We start from the raw sequence: 26,601 nt of genomic DNA, 5'->3' as shown, positions 1-26,601 counted from the left end.
CCATAATAAAATTTTAATGTCTCTGTAACATGAATGAAATATTCCTCGGGTATTCTAAAGATACTTAATTGACCCCTTTTATAATATACTTTAGCGCAGACGAAAGTCTGCGCCCTTTTTTTGGCCTCCTGTTCGCTGGATACGGTTGATTTGACAGAAGTGGTATGCTTAAATTAGCAGGATAGCGTTAATTTGCTTATATCCTTTCCGTAGGAAGTGAATATAGTATGGAAAAACCAGTGAATCAAATAAATCTTTTGATTATTACGGGGTTGTCAGGTGCCGGAAAGACGGTGGCCGTTCAGAAGTTGGAGGATCTGGGCTTCTTCTGTGTCGATAATTTGCCGCCTGTTCTGATCCCTAAATTCGCTGAACTTATCGATCAATCGGGCCGGGGCAATATCGAACGCGTTGCCCTTGTTATTGACCTTCGGGGACGGGAATTTTTTGACTCACTCTCGGATTCGCTGGAACGTCTGAGCGAAATGGAGCATATTTCATACCAAATTCTCTTTTTAGATGCCAGCGATCAGGCGTTGGTTCGCAGGTACAAAGAAACAAGGCGACACCACCCGCTGGCTCCGAATGGTCTGCCGCTCGATGGCATTCGTTCTGAGCGGAAGCTTCTTGAAGAACTTAAAGGCCGCGCCAATCTAATTATTGATACGAGCAGTCTGAAACCTGCAGCACTGAAAGAAAAAATCAGCCAGATGTACGCAAACATGAACAACGGGTTGATGGTAAACATCCATTCGTTTGGCTTCAAATACGGCATTCCGATTGACGCCGATTTGGTGTTCGACGTGCGTTTTCTACCAAACCCCCACTATGTTGACACGCTGCGTCCGAAAACAGGGAAAGACGAAGAGGTTTATGAATACGTTTTTAAATGGGATATTGCAACGGATTTTATGGAGAAATTAACAGGCTTAATCGACTTCACGCTTCCGCACTACCAGAAAGAAGGCAAAAGCCAACTTGTGATTGCGATCGGTTGTACCGGCGGTAAGCATCGCTCAGTAGCCATCGCTGAATATCTGGGGAATCGTTATCAGGAGCAGTATAATGTTCGTGTAACGCACCGGGACATGGAGAAGGGCCGCTCATAGAGGTGTAGGATGGGAAGAAAAAATGGCAAACCACGCGTGGTGGTTATCGGAGGCGGGACAGGTTTGTCTGTTCTGCTTCGCGGATTAAAAGAAAAACCTGTGGCGATTACAGCAATTGTAACCGTCGCTGATGATGGTGGAAGCTCTGGCCGGTTGCGTTATGAAATGAAGATGCCGCCTCCTGGAGACATTCGAAATGTGCTCGTTGCACTGGCTGACACGGAACCGGTGCTTGAAGCGCTCCTCCAGTACAGGTTTGTTTCAGGAAACGGGCTGTCAGGGCACTCCATCGGCAATCTGTTACTGGCTGCGCTGATGGAACTAAGCGGGGATTTTGTGACCGCGATTGAGCAGATGAGCCAGGTATTGGCTGTACGAGGTCGGGTTCTGCCTGCAGCAGAGGAAGCGATTGTTCTTCATGCGGAAATGGAGGATGGCAGCATTGTAACCGGTGAATCCATTATTCCTAAATCAGGCAAGCGAATCAAGCGCGTTTTTATTGAGGACAATGTGGAGGCGCTTGAGGACGCCATAAAAGCCCTTAAACAGGCTGATGCCATTATTATTGGACCAGGGAGTCTATATACAAGTATTCTTCCAAATCTGCTTGTTCCAGGGATTGTAGAAGCAATTCGGCAAAGCAAAGCAACCAAAGCGTATATTTGTAACGTCATGACACAGCCAGGAGAAACTGATGGCTATAATGCGGCTGACCATCTTGCCGCTATTCACAGCCATGTTGGAAATTCCTTATTCCAATATATTATTGTGAACAATGGCGTTGTACCCGATAATGTCCGTACCATGTATAAGGAGCAGGGACAGGAACCCGTTTCCTATTCTGAGGAGGACCTAATCGCTAAAGGATATAAGGTAGTCGCTGAAGAACTTTTGCTATACGATAAATTTTTGCGGCATAACGCGGCTAAACTAAGTGAAATCATTATGGAGTTAATCGGCAAAAAAGCATGAGGTGATGGTATGTCTTTCGCTGCACAAACTAAAAAAGAGTTAACCCAACTCGATACCTCCCCTTGCTGTGAAAAAGCGGAGTTAACGGCGCTAATTCGCATGAATGGAGCATTGCAGTTTGGCGGCAAGCGTTTCGTACTTGATGTATCTACTGAGAACGCTGCAATTGCCCGCCGCATCTATACGCTGGTAAAAAAAATATTTCAAATACACGTAGAACTTCTTGTTCGGAAGAAAATGAGACTCAAAAAAAATAATGTCTACATGGTTCGGATTCCACAGCTGGCTCGTGAAATTCTTGAACAGTTGGGTATTATGGAAGCAGGGGGATTTTCCTATGGGATATCTCCTGAAATTGTGGAGAAAGAATGCTGCAAGCGCGCATATCTCCGCGGCGCGTTTCTTGCAGGGGGTTCCGTCAATCATCCCGAGGCATCAAGCTATCATTTGGAGATTTTCTCCTCCCATCATGAGCACTGTGAACACCTTGTGGAGTTGACGAACTTTTTTCATCTGAACGCGCGTTGTATCGAACGTAAGAAAGGCCATATCATGTATATTAAAGAAGGAGAAAAAATTGCCGAATTTTTGCGTGTCATCGGCGCCAACCAGGCCCTTTTCTTTTTTGAGGATGTCCGGATTGTAAAGGATATGAAAAATTCCGCAAACCGGCTGAACAATTGTGATATGGCAAATTTGAATAAAACAGTGTCGGCAGCTATGCAGCAGATTGAGAATATTCTGCTGATCGACAAGGAACTTGGACTGGATAACCTGCCTGATCGGCTGCGGGAAGTAGCAGAACTGCGGCTTAAGCATCGCGATATGAATCTTACAGAACTGGGAGAAATGATTCCCAGCGGAAAGGTAAGCAAATCCGGCATTAATCACCGTTTGCGAAAAATTGGTGAAATCGCGTCTAAACTTCGTATTCCACAGTAAAACCGTAAGGATAAACCCGCAGTATCATGCTATAATGGAAAAATATAATCACTCTAATTGTCAGAATAGGTGGGGGAGGTCCTACTATGGTCCAAGAAAAGGCCACTGTAAATCTAAAAACAGGGCTGCAAGCTCGTCCTGCTGCTTTTTTTGTACAGGAAGCGAACCGATTTGTTTCCGATGTTTATTTGGAAAAGGATAATAAACGAGTAAATGCCAAAAGCATTATGGGAATTATGAGCCTTGCTGTTGGTTCAGGTGTTGTGATCCTCATAAGTGCTGAGGGAAATGATGAGGAAGAAGCAGTAAAAAAGTTAAAAGAATTTGTAGAAAAAGAAGAATAACAACAAGAACAATAAAAAGAGTCGATTCCTATTTGGTATCGGCTCTTTTTATGTAGATTATATTTGTTTTTGATTACAGAACATCCGGGTCTTTTTTGCTGAGACTTTCAATAACCTGGTCAATCAAGCCATACTCTTTCGCTTCATTAGCGGACATGAAATAATCTCGGTCTGTATCTTTTTCTACTCGTTCAAGCGGCTGGCCGGAGCGATCCGCGATAATCCGGTTTAGCTGATCGCGCATCTTAAGAATGCGGGTGGCAGCAATTTGGATATCAGATGCCTGCCCCTGTGCGCCGCCGAGTGGCTGGTGGATCATAACTTCGCTGTTAGGGAGTGCGAAACGTTTGCCAGGCGCACCCGCTGTCAGCAGGAATGCTCCCATAGAAGCGGCCATTCCAACGCAAATAGTGGAAACGTCAGGCTTAATAAACTGCATCGTATCATAAATGGCCATACCTGCTGTAATGGAACCGCCAGGACTGTTCACGTAGATGCTGATGTCTTTGTCAGGGTCTTCAGCAGCCAGAAAAAGAAGCTGGGCTACGACACTATTAGCAACCTGGTCGTTGATGGCGGTACCAAGAAAGATAATCCGGTCTTTTAAAAGACGGGAGTAAATATCATAGGCTCTCTCACCACGGTTGGTTTGTTCGATTACTGTAGGAATTAGATTCATTGTTTCTTCCTCCTCTCGGGATTTATCTATATAGTACAACAATGGTCAATAAAGGTCAAATATGAAGAGCTGCACTATACCTTTTCATTTATATGCGTTTTTCCCGGATTTTACACATGCGAAACAAATTTGTCGAGCCGTTGCTTTTTGCAGGAACCTTTGTCGAAGATAAGGCATATTCTAATTAAGTATGCCATAATATTTGAAAATACAGAATTGATTTCTGAAGGGAGCTATCATAATGAATCAATACGATGAATGGACCGGTAAAATGGTACAATTAACATACAGCGATCTGGACGGTGAAACCGTCCAAGGAATCGGAAAAATTCTCTATACATTGAAGAATCGGGCTTTTGTTTTTGAAACTATAGAAGAGGGACGCCAGGTGATTGTGTATAACCGACACGTTATGGACATTCATCCTACATCCATGATTCCCCCGATCCTAACGGGTGACGAAATTATACAGGATGATATAAGCAGCAGGTAATCTAGTTTAGGTACAAGGAGAGATTCGATGAAGCAGTCTTTTCAACTAGTGCGTAAAGAAGGATTAACCATTCGCGGAGATGTTTATCTGGAAGAAACGGAGCCTTATCGTAAACCAGTCATTATCATATGCCATGGTTTCAAAGGGTTTAAGGATTGGGCCATGTTCCCCGTTGCAGGTACATACTTCGCACGGCACGGCTTTATCGCCATTACCTTTAATTTCTCAGGGAATGGAATCGGAGAAGACCTGCACAATTTCACAGAACTAGAGAAGTTTGGGCGCAATACGTACCAACAGGAATTAAGCGATCTCGATTTCTTAATTCAGATGCTTAAAGAAGGACGTCTTCCCTTCGCTGAACATACGGACACAAGCCGCATCGGGCTGGTCGGCCACAGCAAGGGCGGAGGGGACGCGATTCTGTATGCGACCTCCTATCCCGAAAACATCCGCGCTACTGTTACCTGGAACGGCGTTGCACACGTGGATGTCTTTGGTCCGGAAATTCGAAAACAGGTAGAGGAAAACCAGGTGGGCTATGTCGTGAATAGCCGTACAGGCCAGAAGATGCCCATTGAAAAAATGGTTCTTCAAGATATTGATATTAATGCAAGACAGTACGACCTGCTGAGCCGGGTGGCTGAAATGGAACAGCCGTTGCTTATCATCCAGGGCAGGGATGACTCTGAGAAGCTTGTTCGCGGTGCTGAATCGTTAAAGCAGCATGCGCGTAATGCGCTCCTCCATTGGATAGAAGGAGCGGGCCATACTTTTAACATGGTCCACCCGTCTAAAGGCTACACGCCACAAATGCTCGAAGCGCTGGATGTTACGGCTGGCTTCTTTAGCGATCACCTGTAGAACTCTTTGTTTGTCCCTGCGAAAATACGGGTAATTCATCTCTATAACGCCATTTACTTAAAAGGAGGAATCGCAGCATGAACGACGACAAACTAAAAGGCAAATGGGATCAGGTAAAAGGTGAAGCCAAAAAGCAGTGGGGCGAGTTAACCGGTGATGAATCCACCCGTCTCGAAGGAAACGTAGACAAGGCAAAAGGCAAAATTCGTGAAGGATATGGCGATGCCAAAGAAAGTGCTGCCAGAAGCATCAACAAAGCCCTCGACGACGATGATCTATAATATTCGGTAATAAGTATAGAATTAGATAAGCGGTAAAGAAAGGATCGGGGCCTCCCGATCCTTTTCAATGTACTTACACCAAAGTATCTACTTTGAGAGAGGGAAGCAAGAGCGGGCATCAGTCACGAGGTTTTTTAGAAATTGGCAGGATTTTTGCTAGTGAAACAAGCCAGCATTGATGTATAATAAAGAATATTACAAGCAATTTGTGAGTAGAGGGTGATGCCAATGCAAATGGGTTTCGGATTATATCAACAGCAGACACTAAAATTGGTCATGACACCTGAATTACGCCAGGCGATAACGATTTTACAATACTCATCCGTCGATCTCGTTGATTTTCTACACCAGCAGGCTAGTGAGAATCCTGTACTCGAGATTACAGAGAATGATAAGAATTACCTTCGGGAGACGGCTACGACAGACCAGGTTGCAGCTGCTAAACCGGAAATTGACTGGCTGGAGTATGCCCGTGTGCGTGCCACAGGGGATACCACCTATTCCTCAGGCGCAACTCGCAGAACCGACGTGGAGCCTCTTGATTTTGTTCGTGCAGATGACTTAACGCTCGAACGCCATTTATCTGAACAAATCGCAATTATGAAGAACCTTTCAAAGCTTGAACGAAAAATATTACGATTTCTTATTGGAAACTTAAATGAAAGCGGTTACCTATACATTGATGCAGCAGAAGCTGCTTCTATACTGGATGTTCCGCTGGAGCAAATGGAAGACATGATCACTTTTTTGCAGGGTTTAGACCCGGTTGGAGTAGGCTCCCGCAATCTGGTGGAGTGCCTCCAACTGCAAATTCTGGCGCGTGCGGATGCCCCCCCACTTGTTTATGAAATCGTAACGCATTACCTTCAGGATGTAGCTGACAGGCGTTTTCCAAAGATCGCCTCGGCTTTGGGTGTTACGGTTCAAAGTGTGCAGGAAGCAGCCGATTACATCAAAAGCTTAAACCCTCGTCCCGCGGGACAATTCGGCGGCAGTTCCCCGCGTTTTATTACGCCTGATGTTACCGTTGAAAAGGTTGGAAATGAATATGTCGTAATTGTTACGGACAGCATGACACCGAACCTATCAATAAGCCGTTTTTACCGCCAAATGCTGCAGGACGGTGATCAGGCAGGCGCCCAGCGCTATATCCAGGAAAAACTCAATTCTGCTATGTGGCTCATCAAAAGCATCGAACAAAGAAGGATGACGCTCTATAGAGTTACACAGGCGATCGTTGAGGAGCAGCAAGCTTTCTTTAAAAGTGGGATTACTTCTTTAAAGCCGATGACACTAAAGGACATTGCCCAAAAAGTAGACCTGCATGAATCGACCATCAGCCGGGCAACCAGCAACAAATATGTGCAGACCCCTCGTGGATTGTTTGAACTCAAATACTTTTTTACCAACGGGTTGGGCCGCTCGGATGGAGGGGATGCAGCTTCTGCGCTCTCGGTAAAGAAAAAAATAAAAGAGCTAATTGACTCTGAAGATAAAAATAAGCCTCTTTCCGACCAAAAAATCATGGATATACTGGTGGCAGACGGTACCCAGATTTCCCGCCGGACGGTAGCGAAGTATAGGGAGGAACTTGGAATTGCCGGTTCTTCAAAACGCAAAAGATTTTAATTCGAAGGAGATCCTGGGGTGGATAAGATAAACAAGAAGATTGTGGTTACCATTTACACCCGCAAAGGCTGTGGGTTATGCGAAGAAGCAAAAGAAAAAGTACTATGTGCATCCCGGGAATTTCCCATCCAGCTTGAGGTGGTTGACATTGCGCAAGACCCGCTTCTCGTTTTGGAATATGACCTGTACATCCCTGTCGTATTCATTGATGGGGAGAAGGCCTTCGTTTCGAGAATGGATGAGAAGTGGCTGTATCGGGAATTAGAAATTCGATCACGGAAGCAAGTTGAATAATGAAGTGGAATTTGATAGAATAAGTAAGGAAATGAATACCTGTTTTTATCAGGTATTTTTTTAACAGGCCTGTTGGGACATAAAATATCTTATAGGGACAAAAAACGTCCCTTAAAAGGTGAGACGAGTGCCAGAGTATAAATGGATTTCCCTGCTTCAAAGGATGTCACCTGAAGCAATCGACGTTCTTGAGAAGCGCTACCGGATTCTGCGCCAAATTCGCCTGCTCCAACCGGTAGGGAGAAGGCTGCTGGCTGACGTTCTGCAGAGTACGGAGAGGGTCATACGGCGTGAAGTTGACTTTTTGCGTGAACAAAGGCTAATAGACTCTAATCGTGCAGGCATGTTTGTTACGCCAGATGGTGAAGAGATGCTCGTGGAATTCCATCCTCTATGGAAAGAAATCGGCGGCATTGGCTACCTCGAGCGAGAGATGGAGAGACGTCTAAAGATACGGCGTGTCATTATTGTTCCCGGAGACTCCGATGACAGTGATTGGGTTAAAGATGATATGGCCCGCCATGCGGCAGAGGAGCTTGCTAACATTCTGGCTGATGGTGTGACCGCGGCAGTAGCAGGAGGAACTTCTGTTGCGCGCGTAGCTGATCACCTGCGCCCTGTGCAGGGGCTTGACAGAGTCACTATTGTTCCCGCCCGCGGTGCACTTGGCGAAGAAGTAGATATACAATCCAACACGATTGCAGCCCGGATGGCACAGAGACTGAATGTTTCCTATCGGCTGCTACATATGCCGGATGTAATGGAAGAAGAGATACGCCGCAATCTGAAACGCGATCCAGTTATTTCAGAAGTATTACAACTCATTGAGCAGGCAACTGTATTGATTCACGGTATTGGTGAAGCGGCAGAAATGTCCCGACGCCGCGGTTTGAATGATGATATCCTTCATATACTACAGAAATGTAAAGCTGTTTCTGAAGTGTTTGGTTATTATTTTGACCGTACCGGAAAACTCGTATACCGTATGAGCACGATGGGTCTGCAAATGGAGAAAGTTCAACAATTGGATACAGTTCTTGCGGTAGCGGGCGGCAAAAGCAAGGCGGAAGCCATTCTATCCTACATCGAGAACCGTCCTAACTATGTACTGGTTACCGATGAGGCTGCCATGCGCGAGTTGCTGGCGTGGACGGCTCATGCCTGAACCGCACGCTTCCCCGAGAATCTTTTTCGTCTATAACAAATTTTATACTTGTGTTATAGACCATAAGGTAACAAAGGCTGATTGCCCACGCGAGGCTTGGCATCAGCCGAGTTTTGTTCACACATAAAGGAGGAAGTAAAAATGGTTAAAGTTGCAATTAATGGTTTTGGAAGAATTGGGCGTAACGTATTTCGTGCTTCGATGAAAAACCCTGAAATCCAGGTAGTTGGCATTAACGATTTAACGGATGCTGCCACTCTTGCACACCTTCTGAAATACGATTCCGTTCATGGCACCCTCGATGCTGACATTCGCGTTGGCGAAAACAGCATCATCGTGAACAATCAAGAAGTAAAAGTTTCCGCTGAGCGCGACCCGGCTAACCTTCCTTGGAAAGAGTGGGGCATCGACATTGTAGTTGAATCAACCGGCCGTTTCACAAAACGTGCGGATGCTGCAAAACACCTTGAGGCTGGCGCGAAAAAAGTTATCATTTCCGCACCTGCTACAAACGAAGATATTACGATTGTTCTTGGTGTTAACCAGGAAGCCTATGATCCGCAAAACCACCATGTTATCTCCAACGCTTCCTGCACAACCAACTGCCTTGCTCCGGTAGCGAAAGTGCTTGACGATACATTCGGCTTAAAGCGTGGTCTGGTAACCACTGTTCACTCATACACAAATGACCAGCAAATTCTGGATCTGCCTCATAAAGACCTTCGCCGTGCCCGTGCAGCTGGCATGAACATTATCCCTACAACAACAGGTGCTGCCCGTGCAGTTGCTCTTGTACTGCCGCATCTTCAAGGTAAATTAAATGGCTTTGCTATGCGTGTTCCGACTCCAAACGTTTCTGTTGTCGACCTTGTAGCTGAGTTTGAAAAAGACGCAACAGCAGAACAAATTAACGAAGCGCTGAAGCAAGCAGCTGAATCCAGCATGAAGGGTGTACTTGGCTTCACGGATGAACCGCTTGTATCCAGAGATTTCAATGGGGATTCCCGCTCTTCTATCGTTGATGGCCTGTCTACTATGGTTCTGGATGGCAACATGGTGAAAGTTGTGTCCTGGTATGACAACGAATGGGGTTATTCTAACCGCGTAGTAGACCTGGTTAATTTTGTTGCAAGTAAAGGTCTCTAAACTATAAAATAAATGAAGCTACCAGGAGGAGGAGAAAACGTGTTGATTCTCTCCTCTTTCTCTTTATTTAAGGAGGGCTTTTCATGAACAAGAAGTCAATTCGTGATGTAGATGTGAAGGGAAAACGCGTATTTTGCCGCTTTGATTTCAACGTACCTCTTGAAAACGGCAGGATTACGGATGACACGCGGATCCGTGCGGCGCTGCCTACCATTGAATATTTAATGAACCACGGTGCCCGCATTATTATGGCCAGCCACCTGGGACGCCCGAAAGGACAGGTCGTTGAAGAACTGCGTCTGAATCCGGTTGCGGACAGACTGGCCGAGCTTCTCGGACGCGATGTGCTCAAAGTCGATGAAGTGTACAGTCAAACCATCCGGCAGGAAGCAGACAAGCTTGCGGATGGCGATCTTATGCTGCTTGAAAACGTACGTTTTCTTCCAGGCGAAGAGAAAAACGATCCGGAGTTAGCGAAGCAATTTGCATCACTGGCTGATTTGTTTGTAAATGACGCATTCGGAACCGCTCACCGGGCCCATGCCTCAACAGCCGGAATTGCCGCTTATGTTGAGAGTGTAGCAGGCTTTCTGATGGAGAAGGAAATTGAATTCATGGGCAAGGCTCTTTCCAATCCGGAACGTCCTTTTACTGCCATTATAGGCGGAGCGAAAGTAAAAGATAAAATCGGTGTCATTGAAAACCTTCTTGATAAAGTGGATACGTTAATTGTGGGCGGCGGCCTTTCCAACACGTTTATCAAAGCGGAAGGCTACGATGTGGGAAATTCTCTGCTTGAAGAAGAGAAAGTAGACCTCGCGAAGTCGTTTATCAGCCAGGCCAAAGAAAAAGGCGTTCGGTTCCTTGTGCCAGTTGATGTGGTGGTTGCGGATGCCTTCTCAAACGAGGCCAATACGAAAGTGGTAAATGTAAGCGGAATTCCTTCCGGCTGGCAGGCGCTTGATATCGGACCTAAAACCGTTGACTTGTACCGCAAAGCCATCGTTGAATCGAAGACCGTTATTTGGAACGGACCGATGGGTGTGTTTGAAATGGATGCTTTTGCCAATGGAACGAATAAAGTAGCAGAAGCGCTGAAAGAAGTAGACGGCACCACAATTATCGGCGGCGGTGATTCGGTAGCTGCAGTGGAGAAAGCAGGCGTTGCAGAAGCAATGACCCACATTTCCACAGGCGGCGGTGCTTCCCTTGAGTTTATGGAGGGTAAAGAATTACCGGGCGTTGCTGCGTTAGCAGATAAGGAGTGAATCGTAATGGCTGAACGGACACCAATTATTGCGGGCAACTGGAAAATGCATAAAACCATCGAGGAAGCGCGCGCTTTTGCCGGCGCTGTAGCAGCAAAACTTCCTCAGAAGAATGTGGATGCGGTCATCTGCGCTCCTTTTACCGCGCTGCCATCGTTAGTTGAAGAGCTGGGCGGCAAAGCGGTTGGAATCGGCGCGCAGAATATGCACTGGGAAGAATCCGGTGCTTTCACGGGCGAAATCAGCCCTGTTATGCTTAACGAACTTCGCATCGAATATGTCATTCTGGGGCATTCTGAAAGACGGCAGTACTTTGCAGAAACAGATGAAACGGTCAATAAGAAAGTCAAGGCGGCTTTTGCCCATAACCTGACACCGATCGTTTGTGTGGGAGAAGACCTGCAGCAGCGCGAGTCCGGCCAGACTAAAGAGTTTGTCCGTGAACAGGTGATGAAGGCGGGTGAGGGCCTCTCTTCAGCTGATGCGAAAAAGCTGATCATTGCTTATGAACCGATCTGGGCGATCGGGACTGGCAAATCTTCTACCGCAGACGATGCACAGGATGTCATCGGATTCATCCGCGGCACCGTGGCGGATGCTTTTGACCAACAGGTGGCAAACGAAGTCCGCATCCAATACGGCGGCTCGGTTAAACCGGACAATATCGCGTCATACATGGCGCAGCCAGATATTGACGGGGCCCTGGTGGGCGGTGCAAGTCTCGAAGCGGTTTCCTTTCTTAAACTTATTGAAGCAGTTGTAGGGGGCAATCAATCATGAATCGACCCAGACCGGTAGCATTAATCATTATGGACGGTTTTGGACTAAGGAACGAAAATTACGGGAATGCAGTAAACCAGGCGAATAAGCCTAATTATGACCGCTATCGTGCAGAGTTTCCAACTACTCAGCTGCAGGCCAGCGGGGAAGCGGTTGGACTTCCTGAAGGGCAGATGGGTAACTCAGAGGTTGGACACCTTAATCTGGGTGCCGGACGGGTTGTCTATCAGTCTCTGACGCGTGTATCCAAAGAAATTCGTGAAGGCAACTTTTTCACCAACGAAACGTTTTTGGGTGCAGCCGAGAACTGTAAAAAGCATAATTCCGCGCTCCACCTGTACGGGCTGCTCTCGAATGGCGGCGTTCACAGCCACATTAATCATCTGTTCGCCCTGCTTGATTTTGCGAAGCGGCAGGGACTAACGCAGGTATATATCCATGCATTCCTGGACGGGCGTGATGTAGAGCCGGATAGTGCGGTGAATTACATCGAGGAATTGCAGGAGAAAATTAAACAAATCGGCGTTGGCCAGATTGCTACCGTACAGGGACGCTATTATGCGATGGATCGCGACAAACGCTGGGAGCGTACAGAAAAATCCTATCGTGCTATGGTGTATGCGGAAGGTCCCCAGTACCATGATCCCATTAAAGCCGTGCGTGAGTCGTATGAAAAAAGCGTGTACGATGAATTTGTGATGCCTACCGTCATTATCCATGAAGACGGCACCCCAGTAGCAACGGTTAAAGACAACGACAGTGTGATCTTCTTTAACTTTCGCCCTGACCGTGCGATCCAGCTGTCCCAGGTGTTTACCGATGAGAAATTCACTGGCTTTGACCGGGGCGATAAGCTGCCGCACAACCTGTACTTTGTCTGCATGACGAGATTTAGCGAGTCTGTGAAAGGCTATGTGGCTTACAAGCCAGCCAATCTGGATAATACGCTGGGTGAAGTAGTGGCAAATGCTGGCCTGAAGCAGATACGCATCGCGGAAACTGAGAAATATCCGCATGTTACGTTCTTCTTCAGCGGCGGCCGGGAAGCCGAATATGAGGGTGAGAAGCGGATCTTGATCCCTTCGCCAAAAGTGGCGACCTACGATTTGAAACCGGAAATGAGCATTTACGAGGTAACAGATGCTCTCCTTAAAGAAATTGAGAATGAAACAGCGGACGTGATTATCCTGAACTTTGCCAACTGTGACATGGTAGGGCACTCCGGTATGATGGCGCCGACTATCAAGGCTGTAGAAGCCACAGATGAATGCGTGGGTAAAGTAACCGAAGCGATTTTGGCAAAAGGCGGGGTTGCGCTTATTACAGCGGATCACGGCAACGCTGATATCATTCTGGATGAGAAGGGCAATCCGGTTACCTCCCATACCACGAATCCTGTGCCGTTTATTCTGACGAAGAAGGGCGTCGAGCTGCGTAAAGATGGCATTCTTGCCGATATCGCACCCACAATGCTTAAATTGCTCGGAATTGAACAACCTAAAGAAATGACCGGAAAACCTCTTTACTAATCCGGAAAACTGCGATAAAAATAAACCTGGGCAGCCATATAAGAGAAGAGCTCCTCAGGCTGCCGGGTACCTTACATATAGAAACCTAAAGGAGATGAAGCAGCAATGTCTATTATATCTGATGTTTATGCTCGCGAGGTCCTGGATTCCCGTGGCAATCCGACTGTAGAAGTTGAAGTTTACCTGGAGTCAGGCGCAAAAGGCCGTGCTATGGTACCATCCGGCGCTTCCACCGGTGCGCATGAAGCGGTGGAACTGCGCGATAACGAACCAACCCGCTACCTTGGCAAAGGGGTATTAAAAGCGGTTGACAATGTAAACAACATCATTGCACCTGAAATCATCGGCTTCGATGCTCTGGACCAGGTTGGCATCGATGAGATGCTGATTGAACTGGATGGAACAGAAAACAAAGGCAAATTGGGTGCGAATGCGATTCTGGGTGTATCCATGGCGGTTGCGCGTGCTGCGGCAGATTACCTGGATATCCCGCTTTATAACTACCTCGGCGGATTTAATGCCAAAACCCTGCCTGTGCCGATGATGAACATTGTAAACGGCGGTGCACACGCGGATAATAACGTTGACATTCAGGAATTCATGGTTATGCCAGTAGGTGCGGAAAGCTTCAGCCATGCCCTTCGCATGGGTTCTGAAATCTTCCATAACCTCAAATCCGTCCTGAAAGAAAAAGGGCTCAACACGGCAGTAGGGGATGAGGGCGGTTTTGCTCCTAACCTTGGCTCTAATGAAGAAGCGCTGCAAACCATCATCCAGGCGATTGAAAAAGCTGGCTACAAACCTGGTGAAGAAGTTATGCTTGCGCTCGACGTTGCTTCAACAGAAGTGTTCAAAGATGGCAAATATGAGCTCGCCGGTGAAGGAATCACGAAAACAACCGATGAAATGATCGATTATCTTGAAATGCTGGTTAATAAATACCCGATTATCTCGATTGAAGATGGTCTGGCTGAAGACGATTGGGAGGGCTGGAACAAACTTACCCAGCGCATTGGCAAGAAAGTACAGCTTGTAGGGGATGACCTGTTTGTAACGAATACAGAGCGTCTCTCCAAGGGAATTGAAGAGGGTACAGGAAATTCCATCCTCATTAAAGTAAACCAAATTGGAACGCTTACCGAAACATTCGATGCGATCGAAATGGCGAAGCGCGCTGGCTACACAGCAATTATCTCCCACCGTTCAGGTGAGACAGAAGACAGCATCATTGCCGATATCGCGGTAGCAACAAACGCCGGCCAGATTAAAACGGGTGCACCGTCCCGTACGGACCGCGTAGCGAAATATAACCAGCTTCTTCGCATTGAGGACGAATTGGCTTATATCGGACGCTTCGGCGGAAAGAAAGCTTTCTACAATCTTAATTTAAAATAGGGTAAACCAGGACGAAAAGTGGCAGGGTTCTCTTAATGAGAATCCTGCCGCTTTTTTTTGGCAAAAATAAGGAACAGCATGAGCAGGCATCGCCTACGGTGTCTATCCAATTTGTAATGAATTCTAACAGATAGTATATTATAATAGGGAAAACCTTTGCAGCGCCAAGTATTCAACGAGAAAAAACGGAAAGGAGGACAACCGATGAATCCAGGCATTATTGACACGGTTATTCAGCGCATCAAGGAAAGAGGAGGGCGTGTAACCGTTCAGCGACTTGCGATCATAAACGTTTTAATGAGGCTGGACCATCCGACCGCAGAAGAGATTTATCAGTACATGCGTGCAGAGTTTCCCACCCTTTCCTTTACAACGGTATATAATACGCTTAAATCCTTAAAAGATTTGGACGTCGTTCGGGAGTATTATCAGGATGAGCGGTCCCGCTTTGAAATAAGCGAGAACCTTCACCATCATTTTCACTGTGTTCATTGCAATCGGCTCATTGATATAGAACCCGGGGGCATTTCAGTGCAAATAAGCCCTGAAATCGAAGATGAATTCGGCCCTTTTGATAAAGAAGTCATTTTGCGTGGTATCTGCCGCTCATGCCGGGAGAAACGAGCGGAATCTTCTTGAAGCGAAAATAGGTTTATGATACAGTAATTTAGGGTATCTCTATAAATTGTATGTCTCCGCGAAGGAGGAGGAACGGAAATGGCAATTGCATTAAAAATTCTGCTCGTTATCGTATCGATCGGCCTGATTCTCGTTGTATTGCTTCAATCAGGCAAAAGCGCAGGCTTGTCTGGCTCAATTGCGGGCGGCGCTGAGCAGATTATGGGTAAGACGAAAGCTCGGGGAGTGGACGCTCTCTTAAATAGACTGACTGTATTTCTCGCTGTAGCGTTTATGCTGCTTACTATCGTTGTGGTATATGTAACCCACTAACTTCATATCGATTAGCAACATATTCTTGAGACAGCAAGTGAAGGACTTGCTGTTTTTCTTTTTCATTAAGTTGGGTATGAATATCATACATATTAGAAAGTTTCAAATCCGCCCGTATAATAGACAGCGGGAAGCATGTACGGGGGGCTGGGGGAAGCGAATGAAAAGCAGAGAAAGGGCGAACGACTATGATAGGGTGTCTGCTTATACACGGTTTTACCGGGAGTCCCTATGAAGTGGAGCCGGTAGCCAGAAGGCTTGCTAAATATGGCTGGCGAATTGAATCGCCAGTATTAGCCGGCCATGAAGGCCATTCTGAATCCCTTGGAAGGGTAACCTGGCATGATTGGGTCCACACAGCCGAAGAAGCACTTAAGAATTTGCTCGCTGAATGCGAAACCGTGTACATCGTGGGATTTTCTATGGGCGGATTGATTGCAGCCCACCTATCTACCCGCTATCCAGTGGATAAGTTGGTGATGTTGAGCGCTTCCCTTTTTTACATCAATCCGCAGCAGCTTTTTCATGATGTAGCGTCTCTCATCAAAAGCAATTTTAAAAATGCTGCGGGCAGTAAAGAACTTTTCCGGCGCTATGCGGCGAAGGTGAAGACCACGCCGCCACGCGCTGTTATTCACTTCCGCCATCTGGTCAGGGTGCTTAAAAATGACATTTCGCACGTTACCACTCCCGCACTTATTATACAGGGTGGCAAAGATGATCTGGTTGAGCCGCGGAGCGCGCACTATATATATGACCATATCGCGTCTAAAGAAAAAGAATTACACATTCTTCCTGATTCGAAGCATATCATCTGCCACGACTGTGAACAGGAAATGCTTCTTTCTTTGATCGAATCCTTTTTATTGGGGGAAAAAACACCACAAGGGGGAGCGCATGATGAAGATTAGGCCGCGATCACCGGAGCCTTTTTTATATGAAGGAGGGGAAACCGGCATTCTCCTTATTCACGGCTTTACAGGCAGCACGGCTGAGATGCAGCCCATGGGCCGATATTTCCAGCGTGCCGGCTATACGGTGCATGCTCCACTTCTGGCCGGACATGGCACAACACCCGAAGATATGGCCACAACAAGGTGGCCTGACTGGTGGAACAGTGCGCTTGCGGGCTTTCAAGCGCTTAAGCGGCGCGGCTGTAGAGCCATTATTCCAGCAGGCCTCTCTATGGGCGGCCTGCTTGCTCTCCGTCTCGCCATCCACCAACCAGCAACAGCCGTCATCTCTATGAATGCGCCAATTGAGGTGAGAGACAAGAGGATTAGGTGGGCCAAATATGTCCGTTTTGTTAAACCCTATATTTTGCGCACAGAGAAGAAAGCGGATCACATTGAAGCTGGCATGTTTCCGTACGACCGCAGCCCGTTAGTCTGTACGGCCAGCTTGTGGGATTTAATCAAAACCGTAAAAAGAGAATTGGACCATGTCACAGCTCCGGCCCTGATTATACAGTCTGAACAGGATGAAACAATCGAGCCTGACAGCAGTGGTTATATTTATTCGACTATTCGGTCAAACTATAAAGAAATCAAGCTGTATGGAAAATCAGGCCATATTATTACACTTGACCGAGAGCGGGAACAGGTATTTCAAGACATCGCGAATTTTATGGAGGGTTTACCAGGAAACGATGCAGCAGTTTAACTGCTGCCGAATCAAAGGAGGCGACAAAATGCCAGATGAAGATAAAATTATAACATTTATGCGGGAACAGGCTTACCGGCCTATGACCATCAAAGAGCTGGAAGAGGCATTTGAAGTGGACTCAGCCAGTTCTTTTAAGGAGTTTGTCAAAGTACTAAATAAGCTGGAAGAGGAAGGCAAGGTTGTCAGGACGCGGACAAACCGATACGGTGTACCCGAAAAGATGAATTTAATTAAAGGAAGACTGCAGGGCCACGCCAAAGGGTTCGGCTTTGTGCTGCCTGAAGAGGAAGGAATGCCGGACATTTACATTCATGCCAACGACATGAACGGCGCCCTCAACGGCGACACGGTTCTGGCCCGCCTGAATCCGAACTCCCATGGCCCGCGGCTGGAAGGGGAGATTGTCCGGGTTGTCCAACGTGCAAACCATCAGATCGTCGGAACATACCAGGACGAGAAGCATTATGGTTTTGTGATAACGGATGACAAGCGAATTAACAAGGACATTTTTATTCCGAAAGGCGCATCTATGGGTGCTGTAGATGGCCATAAGGTTGTGGTGGAAATTGTAAAATTTCCGGAGACCGGACGCGGTAACCCTGAGGGCGCAATCGTTGAAGTACTTGGCCATAAAAATGATCCAGGCGTCGACATTTTATCGGTGATCCGCAAGTACCAGCTGCCTGAAGCCTTTCCTGAAGATGTTATGAAAGAAGCAGAGGCTGTTCCAGATGAAATCAGCCCGGCAGAAATAGAGGGCCGCCGCGATTTAAGAGAGCGTACGATGGTGACCATCGACGGTGCGGATGCAAAGGATTTGGATGACGCCGTTTCAATTGAAGTGCTGGACAACGGAAATTATCTTCTGGGCGTCCATATCGCCGATGTGAGCTATTATGTACGGGAAGGGTCAGAGCTTGATAATGAAGCGTTTAAGCGGGGAACCAGCGTATACCTGGTTGACCGGGTTATCCCGATGCTGCCGCACCGCCTCTCCAACGGAATATGCAGCTTAAATCCGCGGGTAGACCGCCTTACATTGACGTGCGATATGGAGATGGACAGCCAAGGCAATGTGGTTAAACATGAGATTTATGAGAGTGTCATCCGCACAAATGAGAGGATGACATACAGGGATGTATATAAGATCCTCGAGGAAAACGATGAAAAGTTGATTGCCCGGTATGATTACTTGGTCGATCATTTTCAGAGAATGAAGGAGCTGGCGCTCACACTTCGCCACAAACGGATGGAGCGGGGGGCCATTGACTTTGATTTCGGTGAGGCCAAAATCCTGGTTGATAAGGAAGGAAAGCCAACTGAAGTGAAAATGCGTGAGCGCACGATTGCTGAGCAGATGATCGAGGAATTTATGCTGGCAGCGAATGAAACAGTAGCCGAACATTTTCACTGGATGCGCGTACCGTTTATCTACCGGGTTCATGAAGATCCAGACGCGGACCGGCTGCAGACTTTTCTCGAGTTTGTTACGAACTTCGGTTATTATGTGCGAGGCAAGGCCAGCAGCATCCATCCGCGCGCTCTGCAGACTTTATTGGAAGAGGCAAAAGGGACACCTGAGGAAATCGTCATCTCAAAAGTGATGCTGCGTTCCATGAAGCAGGCCAAGTATGAGGCGGAGAATCGGGGACACTTCGGGTTATCCACCGAATATTATACGCATTTTACTTCGCCTATCCGCCGGTACCCGGACTTAATCGTACACCGCATGATTCGTGAATCGCTTAAGCCAGGCGGATTTACTCCAGAGCGCGCTGAAGAGTGGACGATCAAAATGCCGGAAGTGGCGAAGCACTCTTCTGAGCGGGAGCGCAACGCGGTTGATGCTGAGCGGGAAACAGACGATCTGAAAAAGGCCGAATATATGCTTGAACACATGGATCAAGAATTCGATGGAATCGTCAGCAGTGTCGCTTCGTTCGGAATGTTCATTGAACTTCCAAATACGATTGAAGGTATGGTGCACATCAGCTACCTTTCTGATGACTATTATGATTTCCATGAGAAGCAGTATGCCCTCATCGGCCAGCGGACAGGTCGCATGTTCCGCATCGGGGACGAAGTGCGGGTTAAGGTTGTTAATGTTAACGTAGATGAGCACACGATTGACTTTGAAGTCGTCGGACTTCCTAAAAGTGGCAAAGGGGGGCCTCGCCGCGGGAGAGAAGAGCGTAAGCCACGCGTTATTGCCGTTGATGCCCCCAAGCGCAAGAAAAAGACGGGGGCCAAGCCAAGGGCCGGTAGAGACAACCCGTTCTGGATGGACGCTGTTGAGAAGAAAAAGAAGAGAAAAAGCAGTTCGCCCTCTGTCCCTAAATCGGTAAGAAAGAAAAAGAAGAAATAAGAGAGGCATGGTAAGCAGATCACGTACGCCCGAATTTTGCCTTCTTAGGATGGCGGATTTGGGCTCACGCGCTTGGAACCGCATTGTTGAGATCTTTTTCACACAGCGAAACTGTGGTAAGATCTATTAACAATGTTGTTTAAGGAGAAGGCCATGAGCAAAGAAGGAATCAAAGTAGTTGCGCAGAACAAGAAGGCGCGCCATGACTATTTTATTGAAGAAACATATGAAGCAGGAATTGTACTGACAGGTACAGAAATTAAATCGATTCGCGCGGGGAAAGCCAACTTGAAAGACAGCTATTGCAGCATACGCAACGGGGAAATCAGTGTGCTGAATCTGCATATCAGCCCGTATGAGCAGGGCAACCGATACAACCACGACCCGCTGCGTCCGCGAAAACTTCTGCTGCATAAGGACGAGATCAACAAACTGTTTGGGCACATGAAAGTAAAAGGGATGTCGCTTATCCCGCTTCGCTTATACCTTAAGGGTGGCTTCTGTAAAATAGAAATCGGACTGGCTAAAGGTAAGAAAAACTACGACAAAAGAGAAACGATCAAGCAAAAAGATGCCCAGCGCGATATTCAGCGTGCCCTGCGTGAGCGCAACCGATAATGCTTGCATCGTATATCAATTTGTGATATACTCAAGCTATAACTTCATAAGAGGTACAAATGCTCTGATTTCCCAGGAGCGACCCTTATTATATGGGGGCGTTCTGGATTCGACGGGGATGGTTCGAGCATGAGTAGCGAGCCGGTGGGTTGCGATTCCGTAAACAACGCAAGCGTAAATACAAACGCTAAAGAACAAAACAACTTCGCTTTAGCTGCCTAATAAGCAGTAGCGGTCCTCTCTCTCTATCGTCCATGTGGCGGGAATAGGACTCACCTTTTAGTGGACTACGCCTAAGGCTTCCGTCTGGAGCTGAGGGAAGAGACTAATCAGACTAGCCTATCAGGTAGTGGGTTGCCTGGCAGCCGGGTAGGCGAAACCAACCACAGGTAACTGCGCTCGGAGAAGCTTATGTGTCGGAGTCTTCGGACGTGGGTTCGATTCCCACCGCCTCCACCAATACATATGTGTGGAGCAGGTACAAATGTGTGATTTGAAGCATAATTTTGCCGCAACGGCAACGGTATGCTTCAACAATATAGCAATGCAGAGGTCGACTTTAATTAGTCGGCCTTTTTGATTAATGACTCTACATTTAACGAGTGCCCGAAGAACATCTCTTATTGGCGTATTTGTAAGATACATTGATTTATCTTCGAGTGAAATAGCAATGAATAAAATTCTCAAAACGATTAATGAGAATACCAGATAAATAACGTAAAAAAGTGGGAAGCATTCTTTTCCCACTTTTTTTGATAATTAGTGTGTGTTTAGGTTGATTTACTTTTATTAAAATTACACCTTATTCAACTAATGATTATTATCGAAATCACAGGGACCTTTACTTTCATAAGAGATCTGCTTCGGCGGTCCTTTTTTGTTCTGCTAACGGGCAAGATACGCAACAATACAAAAAATAATCCGTCCTATCCTATAGTAAAAATAAATCAATAACATATTACTTAGTGAATATGGAGGTTATTATAACAATGAAAGAAAGTATTGTTATTGCTTGTTAGGAGGTCTGCATTAAATGAAGTTGATTAAAATTATAGTACAAGTTGCATTGTTATACGCTTTTTCTTTTGTTGGAGATTGGTTGCGAAACATATGTATTTGTCAACTCAAAATTCCCCCACTTAATCATTTAAAATTCCCCCGCCTAAGTTTTCCGTTTAGGCGCAGGAATGTCTATTTTTCCATTAGAAAGGGAAGTATTCCAACTTGGTTAGTAATTCATTCATCAACTTTCGGTTTCCGCTACACCAGTTGCTGCTTTTCCAGCCATTCCTTGGTTTGTTTCATTCGATAGGAATTCCCGTTCATATTGACAAGATAAGCCTGGTGGGTAAGCCGGTCAATCATGGCTGCCGTCATCACGGGATCCTGGAATATTTCCTCCCATCTCTCAAATGATAGGTTTGTTGTGATGATGGTGGATTTCTGCCCCGCACGGAGAGAGAGGTGCGTGAACAATAATTCCGCCCCTTCCTTGTCGAAGGAGATATATCCCATCTCGTCAGCGATGACCAAGTCGTATTTCTCAAAGCGTTTCTGGAAAGCCCGAAGGGTCCTCTCGGACCGGCACTCCTTGATTTGGTTGATCAATAGTGGGACGGTCGTGAACCAAACCTTATAACCCTCTACACACGCCTTCATCCCTAAGCCTATTGCCATATGTGTCTTTCCGGTTCCGGGGTTTCCGGCTAGGATGAGGTTCCTGCCTTCCTTGATGAATTCAAGGGTCTTCAAACGCTTGTATTTCTTTTGGGCATCTTCCGGCAAATCATACACCGATAGATCCTCCAAATGCTTCTTATAAGGGAACTCAGCCCTCCGGATCCTGTTGTATTGCGCGGAATCCTGTCGGGAGTCCCACTCTTTTTGCAATAAGGCTGCCAGGAATTCCTCATAGCTCGCATCCTTTTGATTCGCCTCTTTGATCAGTTCCTGGAAGCACTGGCGGACGATGGGGAGCCTAAGATCCTTGCTGTAATTGAAGATTTCTTCCGCCCATTCCTTCTGTTTGCTCATGCGATGGCCTCCTTGTTCCCTACTTCTTCCGTCTTGAACAGGGCATCGTACATTTTCAAATGTGCTTTCGATTGTTCACTGATGTCCTTTGTTTCCTTTGAAAGGGCAGAGTCAAGAGGCTTTATCTCTCTGTTTTTGGCACAAAGAATCTTTATCTTATCCGTCGTCACATGGCTTGCATTGATCTTTTTGAGTTTCGTGATGCTCTGTTCAATCTCGGCTATGCTTGATTCTTCCTTCAAAAACTGCATCAACTCTATAAATTCCTTCTCCCGACTGCTATAATAAGTCGTATAAATTGATTTTATCTTTTTGTCTGCCTGTTGTAATGCTGTGCTACCAGCTAATGCACCAGGCTTTTTCTTTAGTGTTTCAAGATAATGCTCCAAGTGCACACTCCATTCATGGCATCCTGTCAGGCGAAGATGCTCAGCTATTCTTTTTTCTTCGTGGAAAAAAATAATCCGGTTTGAGTAGGCTTTCACCTTTACAATTTCGCCAACCAAATGATCGGGGACCGAATAATGGCTTTGATCAATTACTACCGTCGAATACTTGTCGACACGCACGTTTTGGATTCGTGCGGCATCGAATGGAGGGGGAAGGGGGAGGAATTCATCTTGCTCGATTTCCAGACACTCTTCGGCAGTATGGTTTTGTTGGGATGGCTGGGATTTTCGGTTTCGCCGCTCACAGACTTTCATTAAGTATTCATTTGCTTCTTCCAAAGATGCAAAGCTATCCTGAAAAGCAAACGCCTTTCTTCGAACGACCTCAACGCTCCGCTCAACGTGTCCTTTTTCATTTCCTTTCCTTACATTACAAAAGCGATGTCTGAATCCATAATACAGGGATAGCTTCATTAGCCCATCGGTAGGTTCCTTTTCAGTTCCGACAAACCGTTTGACGGCGACTCTCATATTGTCGTAGACCATGGTTTGGTAAACACCGCCGGTGTTCTGGAAGAAGAGGGCATGTGCTTCCTGGAAACACTCCATCTTCTGGGTCATGAACAGGTAGGCCATGCGATAATTTCCAAAAGCCGAAGTGAAAACAGCCATCTGCAGCTTACGCCATTTTCCCGCTATTTTGACCTTCACTTCGCCCCAGTCGAATTCACATATATCACCGGGTAGATAAGTGCCTTTTATAAATGCTTCCTTTGTTTTTTTCTCCAGCTGCCTGATGGTCCGAAGGACGGTACTGTAACTGACTCCGATATCTTCTGCCTCTAGCGCTTCAAAAATATCAATAGGTTTTTTTAGTTGTTTTCGCAGCCCTTTCTTCCGCTTTTGTTCATTTTCTTCAAGGTATCGTATTATCTTTTGTTCTATTTCCTTCGTCATCACTCGCTTTTGACGAATGCCCACCTTATACTTTGGGGCCTCCACAAGTTCCTGGATCAATTCTCCTGTATGTACAGAATCACCACATTGTTCCACTTCAATCTTTTTATTCTCATATTCTTTTATATATTTGCTTACCGTCTTGCGGTCAATCCCTGTCTCTCTTGCAATCTCCCTTTGCGACTTTGCCTCCCTTAAGTACATCAGTAAGACTTCCTGTTTCTTTCTCAACGTAATCAACACTCCAGGCTCCCCACATTATGAAATAATATCTGTAGGGTTTAATTATATAATGGGGGAATTTTCGGTGACTACGGTGGCCCACTTTTAGATTACTAGATACAAACATACTCCATTTGCCTATTCCAGGTAGCATCATTGGCTTAATGGTATTGTTTATGGCACTGATTTTGAATATCTGTCCTTTACAATGGATCGAAACGGGGGCTGGATTTCTACTAAAGTATTTGCCGATGGTATTTATACCTGCAACTGTAGGCGTTATGAATTATACCCCTATCTTTGCCGGTCATGGTGTCGTACTTCTCCTTATCGTTGCTATAAGCACAGTGATCGTGATGATTTCAGCTGGATATACCAGTCAATTTTTAGCAAATAAAGTTCAAAATAGAAGGGACCAGAAATTGTGGCAATCCTCATGATTGTATTAACGGTAGTTGTTTACTTAGGTATGAATCGGTTGTATGGACGTTATCGTTTTCCATTTTTAATCCCAACGTTGACAACGACATTCACAATTGTTGTTCTTCTAGTGGGTTTCCAGGTTCCTTATAAAACGTATATGTTGGGCGGCCAATGGATTAACCTCCTACTAGGACCATCAATTGTTGCTCTTGCGTACCCCTTATATAACCAAAGGATGATCTTAATTCGAAATTTTATTCCGATTTTAAGCGGTATACTTGTAGGATCAGTTTTTGGAATTGTCAGTGGATTATTGTTTGCAAAATATCTTGGTGTGGAAAAAAGTCTTATTATTTCTATTGTCCCAAAGTCCATCACCATCCCTGTCGCAATGCGTCCCATGCAATAGGAATTGCTAAGGCCTTCGAATATGGTGAACGTACTGTATCAATCAGTTCCGTTGCGATGACGTTAAGTGCGATCTCTGGGGCAATTTTTGTACCTTTGATCGTATGGTTATTTTATGTGTAAACAACATTTCTTTATAAAACGTCCCTTCGTGTGCAGCAGTTGGCGGAGCGGCAAGACGTTTGCGTTCAGCGCGCTACCCGGCAACAACATGAGCCCGGTGGCGAACACAGACAGTCTCATACCGTTCTGCAGAAACATTGGCAGAATACTCATACTCGATAAGATGACTATCATACACGATAGCACCAAAAGCAGCCCAACGATGTACATTGGATACTTAAACACGCGCAGATTCATCATCGGATCGCGCATAAAAGTCTGCCGCAGGGTGAATAGCACGAGCGCGACTAGCCCGATGACGATCGAAGTCAACACGACCGTGTTGGTCCAGCTTTCCGCGCCTTCGCCCGCCTTGCTGAAGCCGAAAACAACTCCTCCGAATCCGATTGTTGACAATGAGACGGACAGTATCTTTATATTGATTTGTCCGGTGTTGTCATGATGGATACGATGGTGTCCCAACAAATTTTCCGTCTTATAAAGACATTAAATCTACTCGGGCTAAAAAGCACCTTGTCCGGGATAAGACCCGAAATTGCACAAACAGCTGTAGGCTTTGGAATTTCCATTGAACCAACGGGTGTCAATACTTGAGGAGCAGTTGTATTACTGCTCCTCATTTATGTGTTTCCGAGTATATCGAAAAGTTTATCATGCAAATAAATAGTAAATAAAAAATTATTTTTAATCGGATATAGTGTTGATTTTATTTAAATTTAGTAATAATATATTTACTAAATGGAGGGTTGTTAATGAATGAAGAAATTGCTAAAGAATACATTTCCTTGATACCAAATTTATTTGGTAATTTTAGCGAATTAAACAAGGATTCGGTAAAGTTATCACACATGCAGAATCACGTAATTGAGTTTATGTACATGCAACAAAGGGCTTTGAATCTTAAAGAAATTAGCACTGGTTTAGGTATAGCAAAGCAACAATTAACGAATATCATTAGTGATTTAGAAGCTGGTGGCTATTTGGTTAAGGTGCCTGACACAAAGGACAAACGTGCAGTTCTGGTTTCATTGACACCTACGGGTAAGGAGATTGAAGAAACAAAATGGACTAAGATTTATCAAAGATTTAGTGAAAATCTAACTAAGTTAAATGATGAAGAGAAGTTAGATTTAAACTTTGCTCTTCATAAAGTTAATGCCTTATTAAAAAAGATGGAGGATTGAATAATGAGTCAAAGAGAACGAGTTTCAATCATAGTTTTAGGTGTGATTATTGGTGTAGTGTTGGGTTTAATCTTTAAAGATATGTACAAATGTCTGGTTACTGGTGCTATAGTATCTTCAGTAATCTTGGTAAGATTAAGCCATCAGGCTAAAAAGCACAACTCGTAATGTATGGTTTCTCCACAGTGCAAAAACAATAGCCCATGGTAGAGGCTGGTTGATTTTGAGACTGTGGAGAAAGTGTTATCAGTGTGTTTTTATCAAAATTGGTTAATTTATATAAAATAAGCTTAGATTCGGTCTGTTAAATACTTAGGTAAAATAGTGAAAGCTAAGTTCAATAAAACCAACGTGAAAACAGTTGCTGATCCG

28 protein-coding genes, 1 other RNA gene and 2 pseudogenes are annotated in these 26,601 nt (G+C 45.7%); 27 read left to right on the top strand and 4 right to left on the bottom strand.

Going from position 1 to position 26,601, the window contains the following annotated elements; all coding sequences use genetic code 11:
• The first annotated feature begins 227 nt into the window (after nucleotides 1-227).
• The 4 genes from rapZ to PP175_RS22950 all read left to right on the top strand — a co-directional run bounded on the left by rapZ (nucleotide 228) and on the right by PP175_RS22950 (nucleotide 3,367).
• On the top strand, nucleotides 228-1,109 hold the full coding sequence (gene rapZ, locus PP175_RS22965) for an RNase adapter RapZ (protein WP_272440527.1): 882 nt from the start codon (nucleotides 228-230) through the stop codon (nucleotides 1,107-1,109).
• A gap of 9 nt (nucleotides 1,110-1,118) precedes the next feature.
• The gene (locus tag PP175_RS22960; RefSeq protein ID WP_272440526.1) at nucleotides 1,119-2,081 is read left to right on the top strand and encodes a gluconeogenesis factor YvcK family protein; all 963 of its coding nucleotides are present in this window, start codon (nucleotides 1,119-1,121) and stop codon (nucleotides 2,079-2,081) included.
• Nucleotides 2,082-2,090: 9 nt separating this feature from the next.
• On the top strand, nucleotides 2,091-3,023 hold the full coding sequence (gene whiA / locus PP175_RS22955; RefSeq protein ID WP_272440525.1) for a DNA-binding protein WhiA: 933 nt from the start codon (nucleotides 2,091-2,093) through the stop codon (nucleotides 3,021-3,023).
• Between the two features lie 86 nt (nucleotides 3,024-3,109).
• Complete coding sequence (locus tag PP175_RS22950; RefSeq protein ID WP_272440524.1) at nucleotides 3,110-3,367, top strand: HPr family phosphocarrier protein; 258 nt, start codon at nucleotides 3,110-3,112, stop codon at nucleotides 3,365-3,367.
• 73 nt (nucleotides 3,368-3,440) lie between these two features.
• Here the strand turns inward: PP175_RS22950 and clpP are convergent, their stop codons facing one another.
• Nucleotides 3,441-4,076, bottom strand: coding sequence for an ATP-dependent Clp endopeptidase proteolytic subunit ClpP (clpP, locus tag PP175_RS22945; protein WP_272443354.1), 636 nt, complete (start codon nucleotides 4,074-4,076; stop codon nucleotides 3,441-3,443).
• A gap of 211 nt (nucleotides 4,077-4,287) precedes the next feature.
• Here clpP and PP175_RS22940 point away from each other — a divergent pair, with 211 nt between their 5' ends.
• The 18 genes from PP175_RS22940 to ssrA all read left to right on the top strand — a co-directional run bounded on the left by PP175_RS22940 (nucleotide 4,288) and on the right by ssrA (nucleotide 20,948).
• The gene (locus tag PP175_RS22940; protein WP_272440523.1) at nucleotides 4,288-4,539 is read left to right on the top strand and encodes a hypothetical protein; all 252 of its coding nucleotides are present in this window, start codon (nucleotides 4,288-4,290) and stop codon (nucleotides 4,537-4,539) included.
• 27 nt (nucleotides 4,540-4,566) lie between these two features.
• Entirely contained in the window at nucleotides 4,567-5,403 is an 837-nt protein-coding gene (locus tag PP175_RS22935) for an alpha/beta hydrolase family protein (RefSeq protein WP_272440522.1), read from the top strand.
• Nucleotides 5,404-5,480: 77 nt separating this feature from the next.
• Entirely contained in the window at nucleotides 5,481-5,684 is a 204-nt protein-coding gene (locus PP175_RS22930) for a CsbD family protein (RefSeq protein ID WP_272440521.1), read from the top strand.
• A gap of 228 nt (nucleotides 5,685-5,912) precedes the next feature.
• Nucleotides 5,913-7,313 (top strand): RNA polymerase factor sigma-54, encoded by a 1,401-nt coding sequence (gene rpoN / locus PP175_RS22925; protein ID WP_272440520.1) that lies wholly within the window; start codon nucleotides 5,913-5,915, stop codon nucleotides 7,311-7,313.
• A gap of 18 nt (nucleotides 7,314-7,331) precedes the next feature.
• Complete coding sequence (locus tag PP175_RS22920) at nucleotides 7,332-7,607, top strand: glutaredoxin family protein (RefSeq protein WP_272440519.1); 276 nt, start codon at nucleotides 7,332-7,334, stop codon at nucleotides 7,605-7,607.
• Nucleotides 7,608-7,734: 127 nt separating this feature from the next.
• Complete coding sequence (locus tag PP175_RS22915; protein WP_272440518.1) at nucleotides 7,735-8,772, top strand: sugar-binding transcriptional regulator; 1,038 nt, start codon at nucleotides 7,735-7,737, stop codon at nucleotides 8,770-8,772.
• Between the two features lie 141 nt (nucleotides 8,773-8,913).
• Nucleotides 8,914-9,918, top strand: a complete 1,005-nt coding sequence (gene gap, locus PP175_RS22910) for a type I glyceraldehyde-3-phosphate dehydrogenase (protein WP_272440517.1) — start codon at nucleotides 8,914-8,916, stop codon at nucleotides 9,916-9,918.
• 83 nt (nucleotides 9,919-10,001) lie between these two features.
• Nucleotides 10,002-11,186, top strand: coding sequence for a phosphoglycerate kinase (locus PP175_RS22905; RefSeq protein WP_272440516.1), 1,185 nt, complete (start codon nucleotides 10,002-10,004; stop codon nucleotides 11,184-11,186).
• A gap of 6 nt (nucleotides 11,187-11,192) precedes the next feature.
• Nucleotides 11,193-11,966: a triose-phosphate isomerase gene (gene tpiA / locus PP175_RS22900; RefSeq protein WP_272440515.1), complete on the top strand. Its 774-nt coding sequence runs from the start codon at nucleotides 11,193-11,195 to the stop codon at nucleotides 11,964-11,966.
• A complete protein-coding gene (gpmI, locus tag PP175_RS22895) occupies nucleotides 11,963-13,495 on the top strand; it encodes a 2,3-bisphosphoglycerate-independent phosphoglycerate mutase (protein WP_272440514.1) in 1,533 nt (510 codons plus the stop codon). The genes tpiA and gpmI overlap by 4 nt, the downstream gene beginning before the upstream one ends.
• A gap of 105 nt (nucleotides 13,496-13,600) precedes the next feature.
• The gene (eno, locus tag PP175_RS22890; RefSeq protein WP_272440513.1) at nucleotides 13,601-14,890 is read left to right on the top strand and encodes a phosphopyruvate hydratase; all 1,290 of its coding nucleotides are present in this window, start codon (nucleotides 13,601-13,603) and stop codon (nucleotides 14,888-14,890) included.
• A gap of 204 nt (nucleotides 14,891-15,094) precedes the next feature.
• Nucleotides 15,095-15,529, top strand: coding sequence for a Fur family transcriptional regulator (locus tag PP175_RS22885; protein WP_272440512.1), 435 nt, complete (start codon nucleotides 15,095-15,097; stop codon nucleotides 15,527-15,529).
• Between the two features lie 78 nt (nucleotides 15,530-15,607).
• The gene (secG, locus tag PP175_RS22880; RefSeq protein ID WP_272440511.1) at nucleotides 15,608-15,841 is read left to right on the top strand and encodes a preprotein translocase subunit SecG; all 234 of its coding nucleotides are present in this window, start codon (nucleotides 15,608-15,610) and stop codon (nucleotides 15,839-15,841) included.
• Nucleotides 15,842-16,029: 188 nt separating this feature from the next.
• Complete coding sequence (locus PP175_RS22875; protein WP_272440510.1) at nucleotides 16,030-16,752, top strand: alpha/beta hydrolase; 723 nt, start codon at nucleotides 16,030-16,032, stop codon at nucleotides 16,750-16,752.
• Complete coding sequence (locus PP175_RS22870) at nucleotides 16,739-17,503, top strand: alpha/beta hydrolase (RefSeq protein ID WP_272440509.1); 765 nt, start codon at nucleotides 16,739-16,741, stop codon at nucleotides 17,501-17,503. Before PP175_RS22875 ends, PP175_RS22870 begins: the two co-directional genes overlap by 14 nt.
• A gap of 28 nt (nucleotides 17,504-17,531) precedes the next feature.
• Entirely contained in the window at nucleotides 17,532-19,871 is a 2,340-nt protein-coding gene (gene rnr, locus PP175_RS22865) for a ribonuclease R (RefSeq protein WP_272440508.1), read from the top strand.
• A 153-nt stretch (nucleotides 19,872-20,024) separates the two neighbouring features.
• Nucleotides 20,025-20,489 carry an SsrA-binding protein SmpB gene (smpB, locus tag PP175_RS22860; protein ID WP_272440507.1) on the top strand — a complete coding sequence of 155 codons (465 nt, stop codon included), beginning with the start codon at nucleotides 20,025-20,027 and terminating at the stop codon, nucleotides 20,487-20,489.
• 94 nt (nucleotides 20,490-20,583) lie between these two features.
• Nucleotides 20,584-20,948: a transfer-messenger RNA gene (ssrA, locus tag PP175_RS22855) on the top strand.
• Nucleotides 20,949-21,749: 801 nt separating this feature from the next.
• Here ssrA and istB read toward each other — a convergent pair.
• Together istB and istA are read right to left on the bottom strand one after the other, a co-directional pair.
• Nucleotides 21,750-22,523: an IS21-like element helper ATPase IstB gene (gene istB / locus PP175_RS22850; RefSeq protein WP_272439675.1), complete on the bottom strand. Its 774-nt coding sequence runs from the start codon at nucleotides 22,521-22,523 to the stop codon at nucleotides 21,750-21,752.
• Nucleotides 22,520-24,109, bottom strand: a complete 1,590-nt coding sequence (gene istA / locus PP175_RS22845; RefSeq protein WP_272440506.1) for an IS21 family transposase — start codon at nucleotides 24,107-24,109, stop codon at nucleotides 22,520-22,522. Before istA ends, istB begins: the two co-directional genes overlap by 4 nt.
• A 116-nt stretch (nucleotides 24,110-24,225) precedes the next feature.
• Between istA and PP175_RS30150 the strand changes: the two genes are divergently transcribed.
• Complete coding sequence (locus PP175_RS30150) at nucleotides 24,226-24,531, top strand: CidA/LrgA family protein (RefSeq protein ID WP_442870400.1); 306 nt, start codon at nucleotides 24,226-24,228, stop codon at nucleotides 24,529-24,531.
• Nucleotides 24,528-25,045: pseudogene (locus PP175_RS22840) on the top strand (LrgB family protein). Before PP175_RS30150 ends, PP175_RS22840 begins: the two are co-directional and overlap by 4 nt.
• On the opposite strand, the gene PP175_RS22835 reads toward PP175_RS22840, so the two are convergent.
• A complete protein-coding gene (locus tag PP175_RS22835) occupies nucleotides 25,031-25,507 on the bottom strand; it encodes an efflux MFS transporter permease (protein WP_272440505.1) in 477 nt (158 codons plus the stop codon). The pseudogene PP175_RS22840 and the gene PP175_RS22835 sit on opposite strands and share 15 nt — an antisense overlap.
• Here PP175_RS22835 and PP175_RS22830 point away from each other — a divergent pair.
• The 3 genes and pseudogenes from PP175_RS22830 to PP175_RS22820 form a co-directional block, all read left to right on the top strand.
• Nucleotides 25,451-25,639, top strand: a pseudogene (locus PP175_RS22830) (STAS domain-containing protein); the annotation flags it as partial. The gene PP175_RS22835 and the pseudogene PP175_RS22830 overlap by 57 nt on opposite strands.
• A 158-nt stretch (nucleotides 25,640-25,797) precedes the next feature.
• Entirely contained in the window at nucleotides 25,798-26,229 is a 432-nt protein-coding gene (locus PP175_RS22825; RefSeq protein ID WP_272440504.1) for a MarR family winged helix-turn-helix transcriptional regulator, read from the top strand.
• Between the two features lie 3 nt (nucleotides 26,230-26,232).
• Complete coding sequence (locus PP175_RS22820) at nucleotides 26,233-26,397, top strand: hypothetical protein (protein ID WP_272440503.1); 165 nt, start codon at nucleotides 26,233-26,235, stop codon at nucleotides 26,395-26,397.
• The last annotated feature ends 204 nt before the right edge of the window (nucleotides 26,398-26,601 follow it).

The sequence above is a fragment of the Aneurinibacillus sp. Ricciae_BoGa-3 genome (assembly GCF_028421645.1).
Lineage (GTDB): Bacteria > Bacillota > Bacilli > Aneurinibacillales > Aneurinibacillaceae > Aneurinibacillus_B.
Note: the sequence above shows the minus strand (reverse complement) of the source record. Positions and strands in the feature narration are given on the sequence as shown.

What these genes read in the sequence shown, in the direction of transcription:
- PP175_RS22825 (WP_272440504.1), top strand. Translation starts at nt 25,798, where the DNA reads ATGAATGAAGAAATTGCTAAAGAATACATTTCCTTGATACCAAATTTA.
- secG (WP_272440511.1), top strand. Translation starts at nt 15,608, where the DNA reads ATGGCAATTGCATTAAAAATTCTGCTCGTTATCGTATCGATCGGCCTG.
- PP175_RS22940 (WP_272440523.1), top strand. Translation starts at nt 4,288, where the DNA reads ATGAATCAATACGATGAATGGACCGGTAAAATGGTACAATTAACATAC.
- PP175_RS22935 (WP_272440522.1), top strand. Translation starts at nt 4,567, where the DNA reads ATGAAGCAGTCTTTTCAACTAGTGCGTAAAGAAGGATTAACCATTCGC.
- PP175_RS22820 (WP_272440503.1), top strand. Translation starts at nt 26,233, where the DNA reads ATGAGTCAAAGAGAACGAGTTTCAATCATAGTTTTAGGTGTGATTATT.
- PP175_RS22960 (WP_272440526.1), top strand. Translation starts at nt 1,119, where the DNA reads ATGGGAAGAAAAAATGGCAAACCACGCGTGGTGGTTATCGGAGGCGGG.
- PP175_RS22885 (WP_272440512.1), top strand. Translation starts at nt 15,095, where the DNA reads ATGAATCCAGGCATTATTGACACGGTTATTCAGCGCATCAAGGAAAGA.
- rapZ (WP_272440527.1), top strand. Translation starts at nt 228, where the DNA reads ATGGAAAAACCAGTGAATCAAATAAATCTTTTGATTATTACGGGGTTG.
- eno (WP_272440513.1), top strand. Translation starts at nt 13,601, where the DNA reads ATGTCTATTATATCTGATGTTTATGCTCGCGAGGTCCTGGATTCCCGT.
- PP175_RS22905 (WP_272440516.1), top strand. Translation starts at nt 10,002, where the DNA reads ATGAACAAGAAGTCAATTCGTGATGTAGATGTGAAGGGAAAACGCGTA.
- PP175_RS22950 (WP_272440524.1), top strand. Translation starts at nt 3,110, where the DNA reads ATGGTCCAAGAAAAGGCCACTGTAAATCTAAAAACAGGGCTGCAAGCT.
- smpB (WP_272440507.1), top strand. Translation starts at nt 20,025, where the DNA reads ATGAGCAAAGAAGGAATCAAAGTAGTTGCGCAGAACAAGAAGGCGCGC.
- PP175_RS22875 (WP_272440510.1), top strand. Translation starts at nt 16,030, where the DNA reads ATGATAGGGTGTCTGCTTATACACGGTTTTACCGGGAGTCCCTATGAA.
- rpoN (WP_272440520.1), top strand. Translation starts at nt 5,913, where the DNA reads ATGCAAATGGGTTTCGGATTATATCAACAGCAGACACTAAAATTGGTC.
- istB (WP_272439675.1), bottom strand. Translation starts at nt 22,523, where the DNA reads ATGAGCAAACAGAAGGAATGGGCGGAAGAAATCTTCAATTACAGCAAG.
- PP175_RS22870 (WP_272440509.1), top strand. Translation starts at nt 16,739, where the DNA reads ATGATGAAGATTAGGCCGCGATCACCGGAGCCTTTTTTATATGAAGGA.
- gpmI (WP_272440514.1), top strand. Translation starts at nt 11,963, where the DNA reads ATGAATCGACCCAGACCGGTAGCATTAATCATTATGGACGGTTTTGGA.
- gap (WP_272440517.1), top strand. Translation starts at nt 8,914, where the DNA reads ATGGTTAAAGTTGCAATTAATGGTTTTGGAAGAATTGGGCGTAACGTA.
- tpiA (WP_272440515.1), top strand. Translation starts at nt 11,193, where the DNA reads ATGGCTGAACGGACACCAATTATTGCGGGCAACTGGAAAATGCATAAA.
- rnr (WP_272440508.1), top strand. Translation starts at nt 17,532, where the DNA reads ATGCCAGATGAAGATAAAATTATAACATTTATGCGGGAACAGGCTTAC.
- PP175_RS22930 (WP_272440521.1), top strand. Translation starts at nt 5,481, where the DNA reads ATGAACGACGACAAACTAAAAGGCAAATGGGATCAGGTAAAAGGTGAA.
- whiA (WP_272440525.1), top strand. Translation starts at nt 2,091, where the DNA reads ATGTCTTTCGCTGCACAAACTAAAAAAGAGTTAACCCAACTCGATACC.